The 14,078-nt window shown below is 66.5% G+C and carries 9 protein-coding genes and 3 pseudogenes; 6 read left to right on the top strand and 6 right to left on the bottom strand.

Annotation, left to right across the window (positions count from 1 at the left end; translation table 11 throughout):
* Positions 1-396 precede the first annotated feature (396 nt).
* On the bottom strand, positions 397-4,086 hold the full coding sequence (locus XcuCFBP2542_RS16060; RefSeq protein ID WP_104604864.1) for an Rne/Rng family ribonuclease: 3,690 nt from the start codon (positions 4,084-4,086) through the stop codon (positions 397-399).
* Between the two features lie 410 nt (positions 4,087-4,496).
* On the opposite strand from XcuCFBP2542_RS16060, the gene XcuCFBP2542_RS16050 reads away from it, so the two are divergent.
* Positions 4,497-5,483, top strand: coding sequence for an RluA family pseudouridine synthase (locus tag XcuCFBP2542_RS16050; protein WP_104604860.1), 987 nt, complete (start codon positions 4,497-4,499; stop codon positions 5,481-5,483).
* Between the two features lie 45 nt (positions 5,484-5,528).
* On the opposite strand, the gene XcuCFBP2542_RS16045 is transcribed toward XcuCFBP2542_RS16050, so the two are convergent.
* The 4 genes from XcuCFBP2542_RS16045 to XcuCFBP2542_RS16030 all read right to left on the bottom strand — a co-directional run bounded on the left by XcuCFBP2542_RS16045 (position 5,529) and on the right by XcuCFBP2542_RS16030 (position 9,418).
* Entirely contained in the window at positions 5,529-7,358 is a 1,830-nt protein-coding gene (locus XcuCFBP2542_RS16045; protein WP_104604858.1) for a DUF3300 domain-containing protein, read from the bottom strand.
* Between the two features lie 217 nt (positions 7,359-7,575).
* On the bottom strand, positions 7,576-8,394 hold the full coding sequence (gene zupT / locus XcuCFBP2542_RS16040; RefSeq protein ID WP_104604856.1) for a zinc transporter ZupT: 819 nt from the start codon (positions 8,392-8,394) through the stop codon (positions 7,576-7,578).
* Positions 8,395-8,642: 248 nt separating this feature from the next.
* Entirely contained in the window at positions 8,643-9,065 is a 423-nt protein-coding gene (locus XcuCFBP2542_RS16035) for an energy transducer TonB (RefSeq protein WP_104604854.1), read from the bottom strand.
* Entirely contained in the window at positions 9,062-9,418 is a 357-nt protein-coding gene (locus XcuCFBP2542_RS16030) for a 4a-hydroxytetrahydrobiopterin dehydratase (RefSeq protein WP_104604852.1), read from the bottom strand. The genes XcuCFBP2542_RS16035 and XcuCFBP2542_RS16030 overlap by 4 nt, the downstream gene beginning before the upstream one ends.
* 88 nt (positions 9,419-9,506) lie before the next feature.
* Here XcuCFBP2542_RS16030 and XcuCFBP2542_RS16025 point away from each other — a divergent pair, with 88 nt between their 5' ends.
* The 4 genes and pseudogenes from XcuCFBP2542_RS16025 to XcuCFBP2542_RS16010 form a co-directional block, all read left to right on the top strand.
* Entirely contained in the window at positions 9,507-10,106 is a 600-nt protein-coding gene (locus tag XcuCFBP2542_RS16025) for an NfuA family Fe-S biogenesis protein (RefSeq protein WP_029219923.1), read from the top strand.
* Positions 10,107-10,119: 13 nt separating this feature from the next.
* Positions 10,120-11,910 carry a transmembrane repetitive protein gene (locus XcuCFBP2542_RS16020; RefSeq protein ID WP_104604850.1) on the top strand — a complete coding sequence of 597 codons (1,791 nt, stop codon included), beginning with the start codon at positions 10,120-10,122 and terminating at the stop codon, positions 11,908-11,910.
* A 76-nt stretch (positions 11,911-11,986) separates the two neighbouring features.
* Entirely contained in the window at positions 11,987-12,664 is a 678-nt protein-coding gene (locus tag XcuCFBP2542_RS16015; RefSeq protein ID WP_104604848.1) for a TraX family protein, read from the top strand.
* Between the two features lie 371 nt (positions 12,665-13,035).
* Positions 13,036-13,185: pseudogene (locus XcuCFBP2542_RS16010) on the top strand (DNA-binding protein); the annotation flags it as partial.
* Here XcuCFBP2542_RS16010 and XcuCFBP2542_RS16005 read toward each other — a convergent pair.
* Positions 13,182-13,774 (bottom strand): annotated as a pseudogene (locus tag XcuCFBP2542_RS16005) (transposase); the annotation flags it as partial. The pseudogenes XcuCFBP2542_RS16010 and XcuCFBP2542_RS16005 sit on opposite strands and share 4 nt — an antisense overlap.
* A 101-nt stretch (positions 13,775-13,875) precedes the next feature.
* On the opposite strand from XcuCFBP2542_RS16005, the pseudogene XcuCFBP2542_RS20345 reads away from it, so the two are divergent.
* Positions 13,876-13,968, top strand: a pseudogene (locus XcuCFBP2542_RS20345) (integrase); the annotation flags it as partial.
* Between the last annotated feature and the right edge of the window lie 110 nt (positions 13,969-14,078).

Below are 14,078 nucleotides of genomic sequence, written 5' to 3'. Positions count from 1 at the left end.
GCCCTGCACGGCTTCGCAATGTCTGGCAAACCACGCGACGGGGCAGGACCAGGCTTGCCGGAAGACGGCGGGACCCGGCGCTACAACCGCGTCAACTGGAGTCCGTGATGGAGCCGAACAAAGACGAGGCGCTAGTGTCGATCGCTGCAAGGTCGGTCCCGTTGGTCATCGCGGTGGCGTGACACCAACAGCGCGCACGTGGCGAGCAGTCTTCAGGCGTGGACGGCACGCTCACAACGGAGTGCACAATGGTGTCTGCCGATAGCCGCGCCCGGCTGGCGGCTGCATAGTCGTTTGGTTAGCCGCATAAAAACACAGCGGCCCGAAGGCCGCCGTGTTTTTATGCGGGCATCGCCTGTCAGTTGACAGGCTAGCCCAACCTGTTGCCCGCGACGATCAGCGATCGCCCTGCGGCTTGTCGCCATCGTCGTCCTGCGCCTCGTCGGCCTTGGGCGATGGGGCAACCGGCCTGACCGCTTCGGACACGACCAACGTCGGCTTGGGCTTGGCTGCCGCCGGCTGCTGCGCGGTGGCAGCCGTTGCCGGGCTTTCGCCCGCAACAGCTGCCGGCGTTGCCGCATGGTTCGGGCTCAGCGCATCGAGCAGGGTGGTCTGCACGGGTGCATACGGTTTGCGTGCCGGAGCGGCATCTGTCTCCGGGCTGGCCTGCACGACCGTCGTAGAGGTCGTCACCACCTCGGCCGAGGGTGCCTGCATCACTGACGGTTCGGCATGTGGCGCCTTGACCGTCACCACTGCCGCGTGCGCCGCCGGCGCCGCTGCCACAGGCGCCGACAGGTCGGCCGCATGGGTCGCTGCTGCGGCCGGTGCCGACGCCGATTGTCCGGCTTGCGCCGAAGCAGCAGGCTGCGGCTTGTCGGCCTCTGCTGCGGCAGGATCACGCGCCGGTGCAGCCGCCGATGCCGAGGGCACCGGTTGGCGTGCAGTCCTCGCCGCCGCGTCGGCTGGCGCCGGTATTGCGACAGTGGGGGTAGCACCCGATGGAGCATCGGCTGCTGCCGTGGCTGTGGTCGCTGCGACGGGGGCTGAGGCAGATGCGGCCGTGACCACAGGGTCTGCACGCATGGCGGTCGACGCCGGTGCAGCAGCGGGCGCGCTGTCAGCGGCGTCCTGCTGCGCCACCGAAGCCGGGTGCTGGCCCACGGCCTGCACTGCAGCACTTGCACTGGCGGCCGTCGAGACCGTTGCCGCAGGCGCAGCCTTGGCGGGTGCCGGCTCCGCTGCAGCAGTGGTCGCGTCGGCACGTTCGCGATCGGTGACAGGAGCAACTGGCGCTGCTGCCGCCGGCTGTGCCGATGGCGCAGCCGTGGAGACAGGTGCGGTGGTCGAAACCGTATCGATGGCGTTCTGTGGCTCCGCCCGTTCTTTCGGCACCGGGCGCGGCTTGGCGGCGGCCTGGGCAGCAGGGTCGGTCTTTGCACGCGCGGGCGCTGCCGGTGCGTCGTCGTCGAAGTCGAACTCCGGCTGGCCAGCGCGCGGTGCAGCAGCGGCCAGGGCCGGTGAACCGGCCTCTTCACCTTCGCTGTCGCCTTCGAGATCGCTATCGGTATCGCCGTCCAGATCGTCGGCTTCCAGGCCATCGATGCTGCCGCCGCCTTCACCATTGGCACCGGCACCACGACGACGACGACGACCGCCACGGCGACCGCGACGACGACGGCTTCCGCCCTCGCCATTGGCCGCATCGTCGCCCGAGGCGTCTTGGCCCGGCACGGTCGCATTCGCGTCGGTGCCGCGGTCGGCAGTGGTTTCGCTCACCACGACCTCGACCGGATGCGCCGGAGTCGCCTCGTTGGCATTGCTCTGGGTGTTGACCGGTGCAGTGGCTTCGGCGATGGCAGACACCACGCTCGACGTCGTTGCCGTTGCAGCAGTCGCGGTGGTGGTCTGCGCTGCCGCCGTTCCCTCATCCTGGCGTGCCGGACGCGGCTGACGTTCGGACGGCGCGCCGTCCTGCTGTGCGGGCGCACGCGGCAGGCGCGGGGCTTGGTTCTGCGGCTTGGGCTTCTGCTGCTGGGGCTGCTGCTGGGGCTGCTGCGGTTGCTGCTGCTTCGGTGCCTGTGCTTCGCTGCGCGGCGGCTTGGGCACCTGCACCTGCTGCTGTGCCTGGGTGCCGTTCTGCGTACCCTGGCCGCTGGCCGGCTGGCGGCGCTCATCGCGACGCTCCTTGTTGGCACCGTTGCCGTTGCCATTACCGCCGTTGCCACGGTTGTGGCCGCCATTGCGGGCATCGCGACCATCACGGCGTTGACCGCCACGCTCGCCACGCTCATTGCGGTTTTGACGACCAGCATCGTTCTGGCGCGGACGCGGAGTCGACTCTGGCGCAGGAGCGACCGGCTCGATGCCACCGAAGATGCGCTTCAACCAACCGACCACGCCGGTGACCGGGGCCGGAATCGGCACGCTCACCACCGGCGCCGGCGCGGCGACGGGCGCGACCGGGGCAGGGGCCTCTTCGCGCACCGGGGCGGGCTGGCTCGGCTTGATCGATGTCACCGCCGGGGCAGCCGGGATGTTCAACTGCGCCTTGGTCAGCGCATGCACCGGCAATTTGCGCGGGGTACCGCGCTGGTAGCTCGGCTTGCCGCTGTCTTCGCCCAGCTCGTTCTCACGCAGGCGCGTGACTTCGTAGTGCGGGGTGTGCAGCTGTTCGTCGGCGACGATGATGATCGGCGACTCGTGGCGCTGTTCGATCTCACGCAGCGCGCTGCGCTTTTCGTTGAGCAGGTAGTTGGCGATTTCCACCGGCGCCTGCACCAGCACCTGCCCGGTGTTCTCCTTCATCGCGTGCTCTTCGGCCACGCGGATGATCGACAGCGACAGCGACTCGACGCTGCGCATGCGTCCATGGCCATCGCAACGCGGGCACACGATCTGGCTGGATTCGCCCAGGCTCGGGCGCAGCCGCTGGCGGCTCATTTCCATCAGGCCGAAGCGCGAGATGCGACCCAGCTGCACGCGCGCACGGTCGTACTTGAGCGCGTTCTGCAGCTTGTTCTCGACTTCGCGCTGGTGCTTGGACGAGGCCATATCGATGAAGTCGATGACCACCAGGCCGCCCAGGTCTCGCAGGCGCAACTGGCGCGCGACTTCTTCGGCCGCTTCCAGGTTGGTCTGGAACGCGGTTTCCTCGATGTCGCTGCCCTTGGTGGCGCGCGAGGAGTTCACGTCGACGGCGGTCAGGGCTTCGGTCTGGTCGACCACGATCGAGCCGCCCGAGGGCAGGCGCACGTTGCGCTCGTAGGCGCCTTCGATCTGCGATTCGATCTGGAAGCGATTGAACAGCGGGATGTCGTCGGTGTAGTGCTTGAGCTTGCGCAGGCTCTGCGGCATCACCTGCTTCATGAATTCCTGGGCGTCGGCAAACAGCTCGGGCGTATCGACCAGGATCTCGCCGACGTCGGCGCGCAGGTAGTCGCGCAGGGCGCGGATGATGAGGCGCGACTCCTGGTAGATCAGGAAGGCGGCCGGCTTGCTCAGCGCGGCTTCGGCAATCGCCTTCCAGGTCTGCAGCAGGTAATCCAGGTCCCACTGCAGCTCTTCGGCGTCGCGGCCGACGCCGGCGGTGCGGATGATGACGCCCATGTCGTCGGGGATATCGAGCTTGTCCAGCGCTTCCTTCAACGCGGCGCGGTCTTCGCCTTCGATCCGGCGCGAGACGCCACCGGCGCTCGGCGAATTGGGCATCAGCACCATGTAGCGGCCAGCCAGCGAGATGAACGTGGTCAGCGCCGCGCCCTTGTTGCCTCGCTCTTCTTTGTCGACCTGCACCACGATTTCCTGGCCTTCGCGCAGCAGCTCGCGAATGGTCGACTTGTTGTGGTCGACACCGGCCTGGAAGTAATCGCGGGAGATTTCCTTCAGCGGCAGGAAGCCATGGCGCTCGGCACCATAGTCCACGAACGCCGCTTCCAGCGAGGGTTCGAGCCGGGTGATGCGGCCCTTGTAGATGTTGGACTTCTTCTGTTCCTTGGACGGCTGTTCGATGTCGATGTCGTACAGGGTCTGGCCGTCCACAATCGCCACGCGCAGCTCTTCGGCCTGCGTTGCGTTGATGAGCATTCGCTTCATTGTTGCGTTCCTTACGCGCTCTACCGCGCGGAACGCCGTGACGTTTCGCCTCTGGAACAGGTCGCCGGCCTTTCGCGCAACGCGCGGACAGGCCTGGCTAGGGTTTCCAGCGCTGCAACACCACGGCAGGCCGCGGGAGCGCTTCTCTTGAAGTTTTTAGGTGTTTCAGGGCCGGCGCTGCGTCCGGACGATACCGGGGCCGCGCACGGGACATGTTCAACGCAACGGTCAAAAACCGCTGGCGATGGCCGGGCAGGCCGGTGAGCCGCTAACATGGCCGCCCCGGGGGCGGTGGTCGCGCACTGTGCCGGAATCATCGGAAGTCAGGCTTCTGGCCCATCAACTTCCAACGAAATCAAACCCTTATCTCGCCCGCCGAGTGTAACAGAATAAATAGCCGGATGACCGACCCCCAGTGCCCCAAGCCACCTGCCGACCGTGTGGGCGTGCGTATTCTCAAAGTTCCCGAAGACCGTGCCGGGCAGCGGCTGGACAATTTCCTGCTTGGCCAGCTCAAGGGTGCGCCGCGCAGCCTGATCTACAAGCTGGTCCGCAGTGGCCAGGTACGGGTGAATGGCGGCCGCGCCAAGGCCGAGCGCAAGCTGGAAGGTGGCGAGGACATCCGTATCCCGCCAGTGCGCGTGGACGAGGAGGGCGACAAGGGCGCGCCACCGGCAGCGTTCCTGGCCCGGCTGGACGCGGCGATCGTGTTCGAGGACGCGCGCCTGCTGGCGCTGAACAAGCCCTCGGGCGTGGCCAGCCACGGCGGCAGTGGAATCAGCTTCGGCGCGATCGAAACCCTGCGCGCACTCCGTCCGAACCAGAACCTGGAACTGGTGCACCGGCTCGACCGCGACACCTCCGGCCTGTTGATCGTGGCCAAGAAGCGCTCGGCGTTGACCGAGTTGCAGGCGCTGATGCGCGAAGACGACCGCGTTGAAGGCCGCGGCATCACCAAGCGCTACCTGACCTTGCTGGTCGGGCGCATGCCCGATGGGGTGATGACGGTCGATGCGCCCCTGCATATCGGCCTGCGTCAGGGCGGCGAGCGGCACGTGCAGGTGAATGCAATCGGCAAGCCGTCGCTGAGCCACTTCAAGCTGCTGGAGCGGCGCGGTGGGCATTCGTATTGCGAAGTCCGCATCGAGACCGGGCGCACCCACCAGATCCGCGTGCATGCCCAGCACCTGGGTCACCCGGTGGCCGGCGACGACAAATACGGCGAGGCCGAGGTCAACAAGCGCCTGCGCGACCAGCTCGGGCTGAAGCGGTTGTTCCTGCATGCCGCATCGCTGGAGTTCGCGCTCGACGCCGGCAAGACCCCTTACGTGCTCAGCGCGCCGCTGGCGCCGGAGCTGGCCGACGCCCTGGACCGCCTGGGGCGCTGATGCGGGCGATCCAGCTGCGTTTGTCACCCGTCTATGAGGTGTGCCTCAGCTGTCGTGGCGATGGTCATGATGCTGCGATGCCTGCGCACGCTGGCGCTGCGGATGCGTTTCGGCCGGCCGGGCAGGGGCCTGACGAGGCGGCGTAAACGACGCCACCCGCTGCGGGTGCTGCTGCGGTGGCGCTTGCGCTTGCGCCGCCTGATGTTGGACTGGGTACGACAGCTGCCGCCCCCGTTCGACACGTTGCGGTTCCACGAACGCGGCATGTTGCTGGGGCGGGGCGCTTGATTGTCCGCGCATCGGGGCATTCCGCAGTTGCGGCGCCTCCCGTTCCGGTTGCCTGGCCTGATGCGGTTGCTGGAGGTTGGCGAATGCCTCGCGCGGTGGCAGCGTAGCCTGCGGTGCATGTTCGATGCCTGCCAAGCGGGGCAGTACCGTCTGCAGGGAGCGTGGCGGCGCAGGCATCGCCGCACGCGGAGGCCGCGCGCTCTGCAATGCAATCGCTCGCGTGTCCGGGTGTCGGGTGTCCGAGTGATCGGCTGAAGCGACCATCGGGGCTGGGACGCTCTGTCCATGCAGCGCCACTTGAGCGGGCGTCGGCAGATTGGCGGGCAGCGGTGAGGGTGCGTGCATGGTCACCGGGCGGCCTGGCTGCAACATCTGCGCATTGAAGCGCGGCGCAGACAGATGCGCGTAATCGGGTGCGCGATGTGGGTCGCTTGGCGCCCTGGCAAATGCGCCGGAACGCGGCGCCGCCTGCAAGGACTGCGCGCTTGCCGCCATCGCGACCGGTACCGCTGTACGCACCCCCGGGCTGGCGTCCGGCACCACTGCCGTACCGGACGCAGACGGCAGCGCGCCGTTCGACCACCGACGCTGGTCCTGACGCACGTACGAGCGGGCATCGGTATAGGTAGTGCGGTTATTGATGACGGTGGTCTGTGGCGCGTAGACATGCTGCTGGTAGACCACGTAATGCGGCGCTGAAGGCGGCGCATTCCAGTCCACGCCCCAACTGTTCCAGCCCCAGCGGTGCCATGCGGGTGCCGGGCTTGCCCAACCAAACCAGCCATGATGGTGTTCCAGGGCACTGCCCACGAGCACGCCGACCCCGAAGGACACCAGGCCGGTGGTCACCACATCGCCTTGGTCGTACCAACGCACCGGGTGATAGCGGTAGGTGCGGTCTACATCGACCGGCGTGCCATACACCACGCCTGGGTCGTAGCGCGGCAGATACACCACGTCCGGTTGCGCCGGTTCAATGGTAATCACTTGCGTGGGCGGCGGCACGCGGCCTGCGTCGAGGATCGGCGTGACCACCACATGTCGCGCCACCTGCACCTGCTGCTGCGGGCTACTGCGCAGGTGACCACTGGCCTGGGCGCGCTGGCGCATGATCTGCACGGCGTTGAGCACGTCATTGGGATCGTGCGCGTAGGCATCGCCCAGCGCCCGCGTCCAGTCGAGATTGCCGGCGAGTTGGTCCACCACATCCGGGAAGACGGTCAGTGCCTTGATGCTGGGGTCCCAGGATTGCGAGACGGTGGCCTGCGCGCGGTCGCTGGCACTCAGGCCGCCATGACTGCGTAACCAGTCCTGCGCGGCGATGAGTTGATCCGGGTATACCGAGGCCGCCAGCGTCTGCGCCAGCAGCTTGTCGGGAAACAGGGCGATCGGCGCGACCAATTGGTAGAGCTGGTCGGCAGTTGGCGGCGTATACGCGGGCGCTGCGGCAACCGGAGGGGGCGGATCGGAGGGCGGCGCTGCCGTCTGCGATGGCGCGTTACCTTGGCAGCCGCCGAGCACCATGGCGCTGGTGGATGCGATTGCAAGCGCCCAAGCCAGGCGCTCCCAAGACTGTGTGCGTTGCATACGGCACCTCGCTCAGTGCGCGTGGATGACGCGCTTACCATGCGCCGCATTGAATGTCTGGAAGCTTGCTGGGTCGGCGGTGTGGCGTTTTCGCGCGAGCATGTTCAGCGTGCAGGCGGTCAATCGTCGACGAGCCGCTATGCCGCGTCACGTACTTATGACATCGCTGTGTTGTGCTTGGATCACCGATCAACGCAAAGCGGTGCGATGAGACGCCTCAAGGCGCGGCAAAGCGGAACAACACCAGGCTGATGGCAAGTGTGCCCATCCCCGACACCAGGCCGTAGACGGTTTCATGGCCTTTTGCATAACGCTTGGCCGCCGGCAGCAGCTCATCCAGGGCCAGGAACACCATCACCCCGGAGATCAGCCCGAAAACCGTGCCGAATACCGCATCGGACAGCACATCGGCCAGCGCCAGGTAGCCGATCGCTGCCCCAACCGGTTCGGCAAGGCCGCTCAACAGGCTGGCACCGAACGCATAGAACTTGTTGCGGGTGGCAAAATACACCGGCACCGCGATGGCAATGCCTTCAGGGATATTGTGGATGGCGATGGCGAACGCCAGCGGCATGCCCACGGCGGGGCTTTCCAGAGTGGCGAAGAAGGTCGCCAGGCCTTCGGGGAAATTGTGCGCGGTGATCGCGATGGCGGTCATCAGGCCCACGCGCCGGATGTAGGCGCGGTTGTCGTCGCGGAATTGCGGGTCGTCGGTGGACAGGCTCTGGTGCGGATTGGGCACCAGGCGGTCGATCACCATGATGAGCAGCATGCCGGCCAGGAAGGCCAGCGTGCCAAGGGTAAAGCCTAGCTTGTCGTTGTATGCGGCTGAAAACGCGGCGATCGATTTATTGAGGATTTCCGACAGCGACACATACACCATCGCGCCGCCTGCAAACGCCAGCCCAAACGCCAGCAGGCGCGGATTGGGCTTCTTGGCGAACACCACCATCAGGCTACCCAGCCCGGTGGCCAGACCGGCCGCCAGGGTGACCGCCAGCGCGATCCAGACGTTGTGCGATGAAACCTCAATCATGCGACGCGATGCCCTCGAAAAAGACTGGATTCCGCCACGGCGCATGCATCATCGGAGGCACCCACGGCGGCGGCCGCAGCATGGCAGTACCGCCATGCTGCGCGCGTGGTCTGGCCGCCATCAGTCCTGCAAGGCAACCGACCGGCGCAGGCAGACGATGAAATTGACGTGCAACGGTGTGCGGGCAGACGCCTGCGCCGGGATGGCATGTGCCGATGCAGCACGCCATGTCCCCCGCTCCGGCGCGCTCAACCGCCGCGCCGCGCCCGCTCTTCGATGGCGAAGCATTCGTCCGGCTGCGGTACCGGCGGCTTGAAGGCCACCGGCACCTGAATGGTCTGCGGCACCGCCTGCCCGTTGCGCGTGGCCGGCTTGAACTGCCATTCGCGCACACGCTTCATCGCAGCCTCATCCAGCACTGGCTGGCCGCTGCTCTGGGTCACCGACACATCGGTGGGCTTGCCCTCGATCCCGATCACCACGCGCAAGACGCTGGTGCCGCCGACGCCGGCGCAGGCCAACTCTGGGGCGTACTCCGGGGGCGGGGTCTTCAGCGCGGCCAGCTCGGTGGGGGGCACCGTGGGCGCGGCAGGCGGTTGCGAGGACTTGCCGCAGCCGGTCAGGCCGGCCGCCAGGGCCAGGCCGGCGAGGGCGGCGCGAGACAGACTCATGCGGTGACTCCCTGATCGTAGAGTTGCGCGGCCTTGGCGGCGCAGATGAAGTCGTTTTCGCTCAACCCGCCCACGTCGTGGGTGGAATAGCGCACCACGACCCGGTCGTAGTGCACGCCCAGGTCCGGGTGGTGGTCTTCGCGGTGGGCGATCCAGGCCAGCGCGTTCACGAAGGCCAAGGTGCGGTAATAGTCGGCAAACCGGAACGTCCGCGTGATTGCGGTACCGGCCTCTGCCAGCTCCCAGCCGGGTACCTGCGGCAGCAGTTCGGCCAGGCGCGCTTCGCCCAGTTTGTGGTCGCTGCCCTTGCGCGGCAGGCAGTGGGCCTGCTCCAGGGGAATCAGATCGGTCATGGCGGTCTCGCAGGGGTGGGCGGACGGTGCCCCGCCAGGATCACGGTGTTCCATGAGCGAGGGCGCATTGAGCGCTAGAATAACCCGCATGATCCAGATATCCGACAAAGCCCAGACCTATTTCCGCAAGCTCATCGAACGCGAGGGCGTGCCCGGCATGGGCGTGCGCCTGAGCGCGGTGGACCCGGGGACCCCGCGTGCCGATGCCCGACTTGAGTTCGCAGAGCCGGCCGATCTCAACGGCGACGAGTGGGCGATCGACTGCGACGGCTTCACCTTATATGTGGTCGCCGCCAGTGTGCCGTGGGTGGATGGTGCCGAGATCGACTACGTCACCCAGTCCACCGGCAATCAGCAACTGACCATCAAGGCGCCCAAGATCAAGGGCGAGGCGCCGGCCGAATCGGCGTCGATGGTTGAGCGTGTGCGCTGGGTGGTGGAGAACGAGGTCAACCCGCAGCTGGCCTCGCATGGCGGTCGCGTCGCCGTGCAGGAGGTCTCTGCCGATGGCGTGGTGCTGCTGCGCTTCGGCGGCGGTTGCCATGGCTGTGGCATGGCCGATGTCACGCTCAAGCAGGGCATCGAGAAGACCTTGATGGGGCGCGTGCCCGGGGTGACTGCGGTACGCGATGCGACCGATCACGCCACCGGCGACGCCCCGTACATTCCGCGCGATAGCGCGGCCTGATTCTGCACCACCGGTGACAACGGCTGCCGATCTGCTGCAGGCACTGCGCGCGCGCATGCCGGCCAAGCTCATTCTGGATCGGCGCACCGGGTTGCCGTATGGCTGGGGCATCTGGATGGGCAACCGCCCACGCGCGGCTGTGCCTTTCAACGACGACCAGGTGATGGATGTGCTGCTGGCGCGTCCATCGACAGCGGATGGCACCGGCGTTGCGCGGCGGCTGACGCGATTCCAGGCGTTCCGCAGCCTGTGGTGGCAGCACTGGGATCCACGCCCGCGCGATCAGCGCTCCCAGCACTGGCTCGCCTTGCTGGGCAGCTTGCTGATCCACATCGGCTTTATCGCCTTGCTGATCTGGGTGGTCGCCGTGCGCTGGGCGCCGGAGGAGACCACCCAAGGCGACGAGTCGCGGGTGCGCATGACGTTCATCGGCGATGGTGCGGCCGAGCAGGGGGGCGGGCAAGGGGAACCATCCGCTGCTGCGCCGCCTGCTGCCGGCGAGGCTGCCACGGCGCAGAACACCAGCGCAGCAAGCGGGAATCCGGCCGACGCGACGACGTTACCCTCGGTGCCGCCACAGGCAACCGAACCCACGGAGTCCGCCAGCACGGCGCAGGCGACGGAGACCGCACCCGAACCGGCGGTCGCTGCTGCGAGCGACCCGGTGGCGCCTGCGGTACCGCAAGTGACGGTGCAGGTGCCGCCGGTCACGATCGAATCGCCGCTGCAGGTCACCGAGACACCGATTGCCACGACCGACTTCGTGGTGCCGCCACCGCCGAGCATCACCGCGGCGCCGCGTCCCGTGGCGGCGTCGGCACCGCAGATCGAAGTACGCCAGCGCGACATCCAGACCGTGACCGAGCGGCCGGCACTGCACGAACTGCAGCGCCCGGCGCCTGCGGTGGCGCTGCGTGCTGCAACGGCGCCGGCGGTACGCGAGCGCGAGATCGTGGTGCCTGACCAACCCCAGCTCACCGTACCGGTGATCCGGCCGCGCGAGCTCGCGCCCAGCGTGCGTATGCCCGAGGTTGCGGTGCGCACCACCGAATTGCCCAGCGTGCCCGACCCGGCGCCGCCAGCTCAACCGGCACCGGCCAAGCCGGCGACCTCGTCGGCAACGGCCAGCGTGCCTGCTGCGCAGCCTTCGCCAGCCAGCTCGGCACCGCACACCGCGCAGGCCAAATCGGCGACGCCTGCGCAAGCTGACAAGACGGTAGCCTCTTCCGCTGCCACGCCCGCTGCCAGCAGTAACGCCGGCCCGCAACCGGCCGACCGCAGCGGCGGCTGGGATGTCGCGGCCAATGCCGACGACTGGAGTAAATCCGATCGCAACCGGCGCGGTGACACCAGCGGCGCAAACGGCCACCGCGATGGCGTCTTCAACAGCGACGGCAGTGTGCGGGTGGCCGGCACTGGCGAGACCGGCAGCGGCGCGGGCGATCGTGGGCCGCCGGGCAGCGAGACCGATACCTGGACACGCGACCAGATCGCCCAGGGCGGCACCTGGCTCAAGCGCCCACCATATGGCTACACACCGACCTCGCTGGACAAGTACTGGATGCCGAACCAGTCGCTGTTGCAGGAATGGGTGCGCCGCGGACTGAAGAAGATCGAGATCCCGATTCCCGGCACCACCACCAAGATCAGTTGCGTGGTGTCGCTGCTGCAGTTCGGCGGCGGTTGCGGTCTCAGCGACCCTAACCTCAACGACCAACCGGCCACCGCCAGGCCCCCGCCGGACGTGCCATTCAAGCGCGAATTGCAGGAGGACAACGGAGCGGTGCGCGGTGACGGCAAATGATTGTGTGGCGCTGCGGCGGAGCAGGGGACGCGCTCAGGCAAGGGCATAAATCGCCCAGGCGAGGCAGGGCGCGTCAGTGACCAGTGGCGGCCGCGAATTTCTGAAATGGTTGGCAGTCGTGTTCATGACGGGCGATCACGCCTTGAAGGTCCTGGCGATCGGCTACGTGCCGGTCGTTGCCGAACTGGGGCGTGCGGCATTTCCGTTGTTCGCACTGGTGCTGGCCTACAACCTTGCGCAGCCGGGTGCGGATATCGAGAAGTCGGTGAAGCGTCTGTTTGTCTGGGGTGTCATCGCAACACCGGTCACTGCGATCGCATTCCAGCGCGTGTTTCCACTGAATGTGCTGCTGTCTTTTGCGCTCGCCGCTGCCTGCATCCTGGCGATCCAGCGTGGCCGCTGGATCTTCCTCGCGTTGTGCGCGGGTCTGGCGCCAGCGGCGATCGAGTACAACTGGAGCGGCCTTGCCATCGTGCTGGGCGGTTGGATGTTCTGGCGCAACCCGTGGCAATGGCGCGTGAGCTGCCCAGCCGCTGCGCTGCTCCTGCTCGTGTTGCCGGTCGCGTCGCTGTATTACGTCAACGGTAACGCCTGGGCATTGCTCGCGCTGCCATTACTCGGGCTGGCAGCGTTGCCGATCCGGATACCACGCACGCGCCGCGCGTTCTACATTTATTACGTAGGGCATCTGATGGTTCTGACCGGTTGGGCTTATGCCTGGGCTGACCGGCGCCTCGTGACAGTTTTTACATAATATACATTATGCGAAATAGCGTTATGGCGGTTCGTTCCAGGCTCCTTTGGATCTGGCTGAAACCGGCACCCTGCTACCGGCCAAGTCACAGGTTTGGCGCCTGATGTCCCAAGTTCGGACCGTGCTCGGTAAGACTGTGAATTTTTAGGCATTGCTTGGCCCAATCACAGGATTACTGTGCAGTTTGAGAAATCTCCGGCCAATTGATACTGAGCGGACCGCACGCGCCAAGGCAGCACTACCGTGGCGCTTGCGCATCACTGCATCCAGTTCAGCGCGCTGTTCGATCGTCAGTAGGGGTCTTTGCATGCATCGATATCTGTGGACATTGCATCCGAGCATCCGATTTCAATGATTCATTGGACTGGGACGAACAGCGCCCCGGCGCCAAGGTCGCCATCGGCGAGGCGCTGCAGGATCTGGTCAGCCGCCTGGCAGAGCGGTTGCACGCCGAGGCTGATACGGTCGTAGCGCAGGCGCAGGCGCGCACCCAAGCGCTGGCACAGGCCCGACACGAGGCATACGCGGAGGGCGTCAGTCCGCCGATGGCTTTTTTGGGTCGCTCCTGGTTGTACTCGCGTCGCCAGCGCTCGATCTCGGTGCGCGCATGCAGCAGTGTGGGGAACCAGTGTTCGTTGAGGCATTCATCGCGCAACCAGCCGTCAGGCGACCATGGCCTTGCCGCAGAACTCAGTTCCACGATGCGCTCGCGCAACGCAACGTTGCGGTCCTCGCGCGGGCAATAGCGCAGCGCACTGGCGCTCATACCCATCGCCGCCAAGGCGCTCCGCTCTCTGGCCCCTCGCCCGACCCACTCGCGCACCAGTGCTCGCCGCGCCGGTGCGCTCACCATTTTTTTTGCAGTGCCTCCTTGATCAGATCGTTCTGGAACACCTGCTAGGCGCGCAGCTTCTTCAGGCGCGTGTTCTCGGCCTCCAAGTCCTTGAGCCGCTTGGCATCAGGCACGCTCATCCCACCGAACTTGCTGCGCCACAAGTAGTACGTGGCCTCGCTGAAGCCGTGGAGCCGGCACAGATCCTTGATCGCCACGCCGCTTTCGGCCTCACGCAGAAAGCCGATGACCTGCTCGTCAGTAAAACGCTTCTTCACGTCCAATCTCCTTCGGGGTAGGCAATTGGACTCTAGACTGGCGTGCTACTCAAAATCGGGGGGGCCCTGCCGCAGGCCAACGAGGCCTTGACCGCACCCACCTGGAGCGGGAACTGGCGCAGCTGCGGCCAGCGCACTCCGTTGGCGAACCCGAAAATCCCATCGCAGCTGGTGCAATGCCAGGAAGTTCGTGATCCGCCGCTTGGCGGAGGCTAGTCCACTGAATCATTGAAATCGGATGCAATGTCCCCAGATATCGATGCATGCAAAGACCCCCACTAACGATCGAACAGCGCGCTGAACT

This window comes from Xanthomonas cucurbitae (genome assembly GCF_002939885.1).
Taxonomy (GTDB): Bacteria; Pseudomonadota; Gammaproteobacteria; order Xanthomonadales; family Xanthomonadaceae; genus Xanthomonas; species Xanthomonas cucurbitae.
The sequence above is the reverse complement of the archived record's forward strand: the minus strand, read 5'-3'. Positions and strand labels throughout refer to the sequence as shown.

Excerpts from the sequence above, each read along its gene's own strand:
- XcuCFBP2542_RS16025 (WP_029219923.1), top strand. The coding sequence starts at position 9,507 with ATGATCCAGATATCCGACAAAGCCCAGACCTATTTCCGCAAGCTCATC.
- XcuCFBP2542_RS16060 (WP_104604864.1), bottom strand. The coding sequence starts at position 4,086 with ATGCTCATCAACGCAACGCAGGCCGAAGAGCTGCGCGTGGCGATTGTG.
- XcuCFBP2542_RS16030 (WP_104604852.1), bottom strand. The coding sequence starts at position 9,418 with ATGACCGATCTGATTCCCCTGGAGCAGGCCCACTGCCTGCCGCGCAAG.
- zupT (WP_104604856.1), bottom strand. The coding sequence starts at position 8,394 with ATGATTGAGGTTTCATCGCACAACGTCTGGATCGCGCTGGCGGTCACC.
- XcuCFBP2542_RS16035 (WP_104604854.1), bottom strand. The coding sequence starts at position 9,065 with ATGAGTCTGTCTCGCGCCGCCCTCGCCGGCCTGGCCCTGGCGGCCGGC.
- XcuCFBP2542_RS16050 (WP_104604860.1), top strand. The coding sequence starts at position 4,497 with ATGACCGACCCCCAGTGCCCCAAGCCACCTGCCGACCGTGTGGGCGTG.
- XcuCFBP2542_RS16045 (WP_104604858.1), bottom strand. The coding sequence starts at position 7,358 with ATGCAACGCACACAGTCTTGGGAGCGCCTGGCTTGGGCGCTTGCAATC.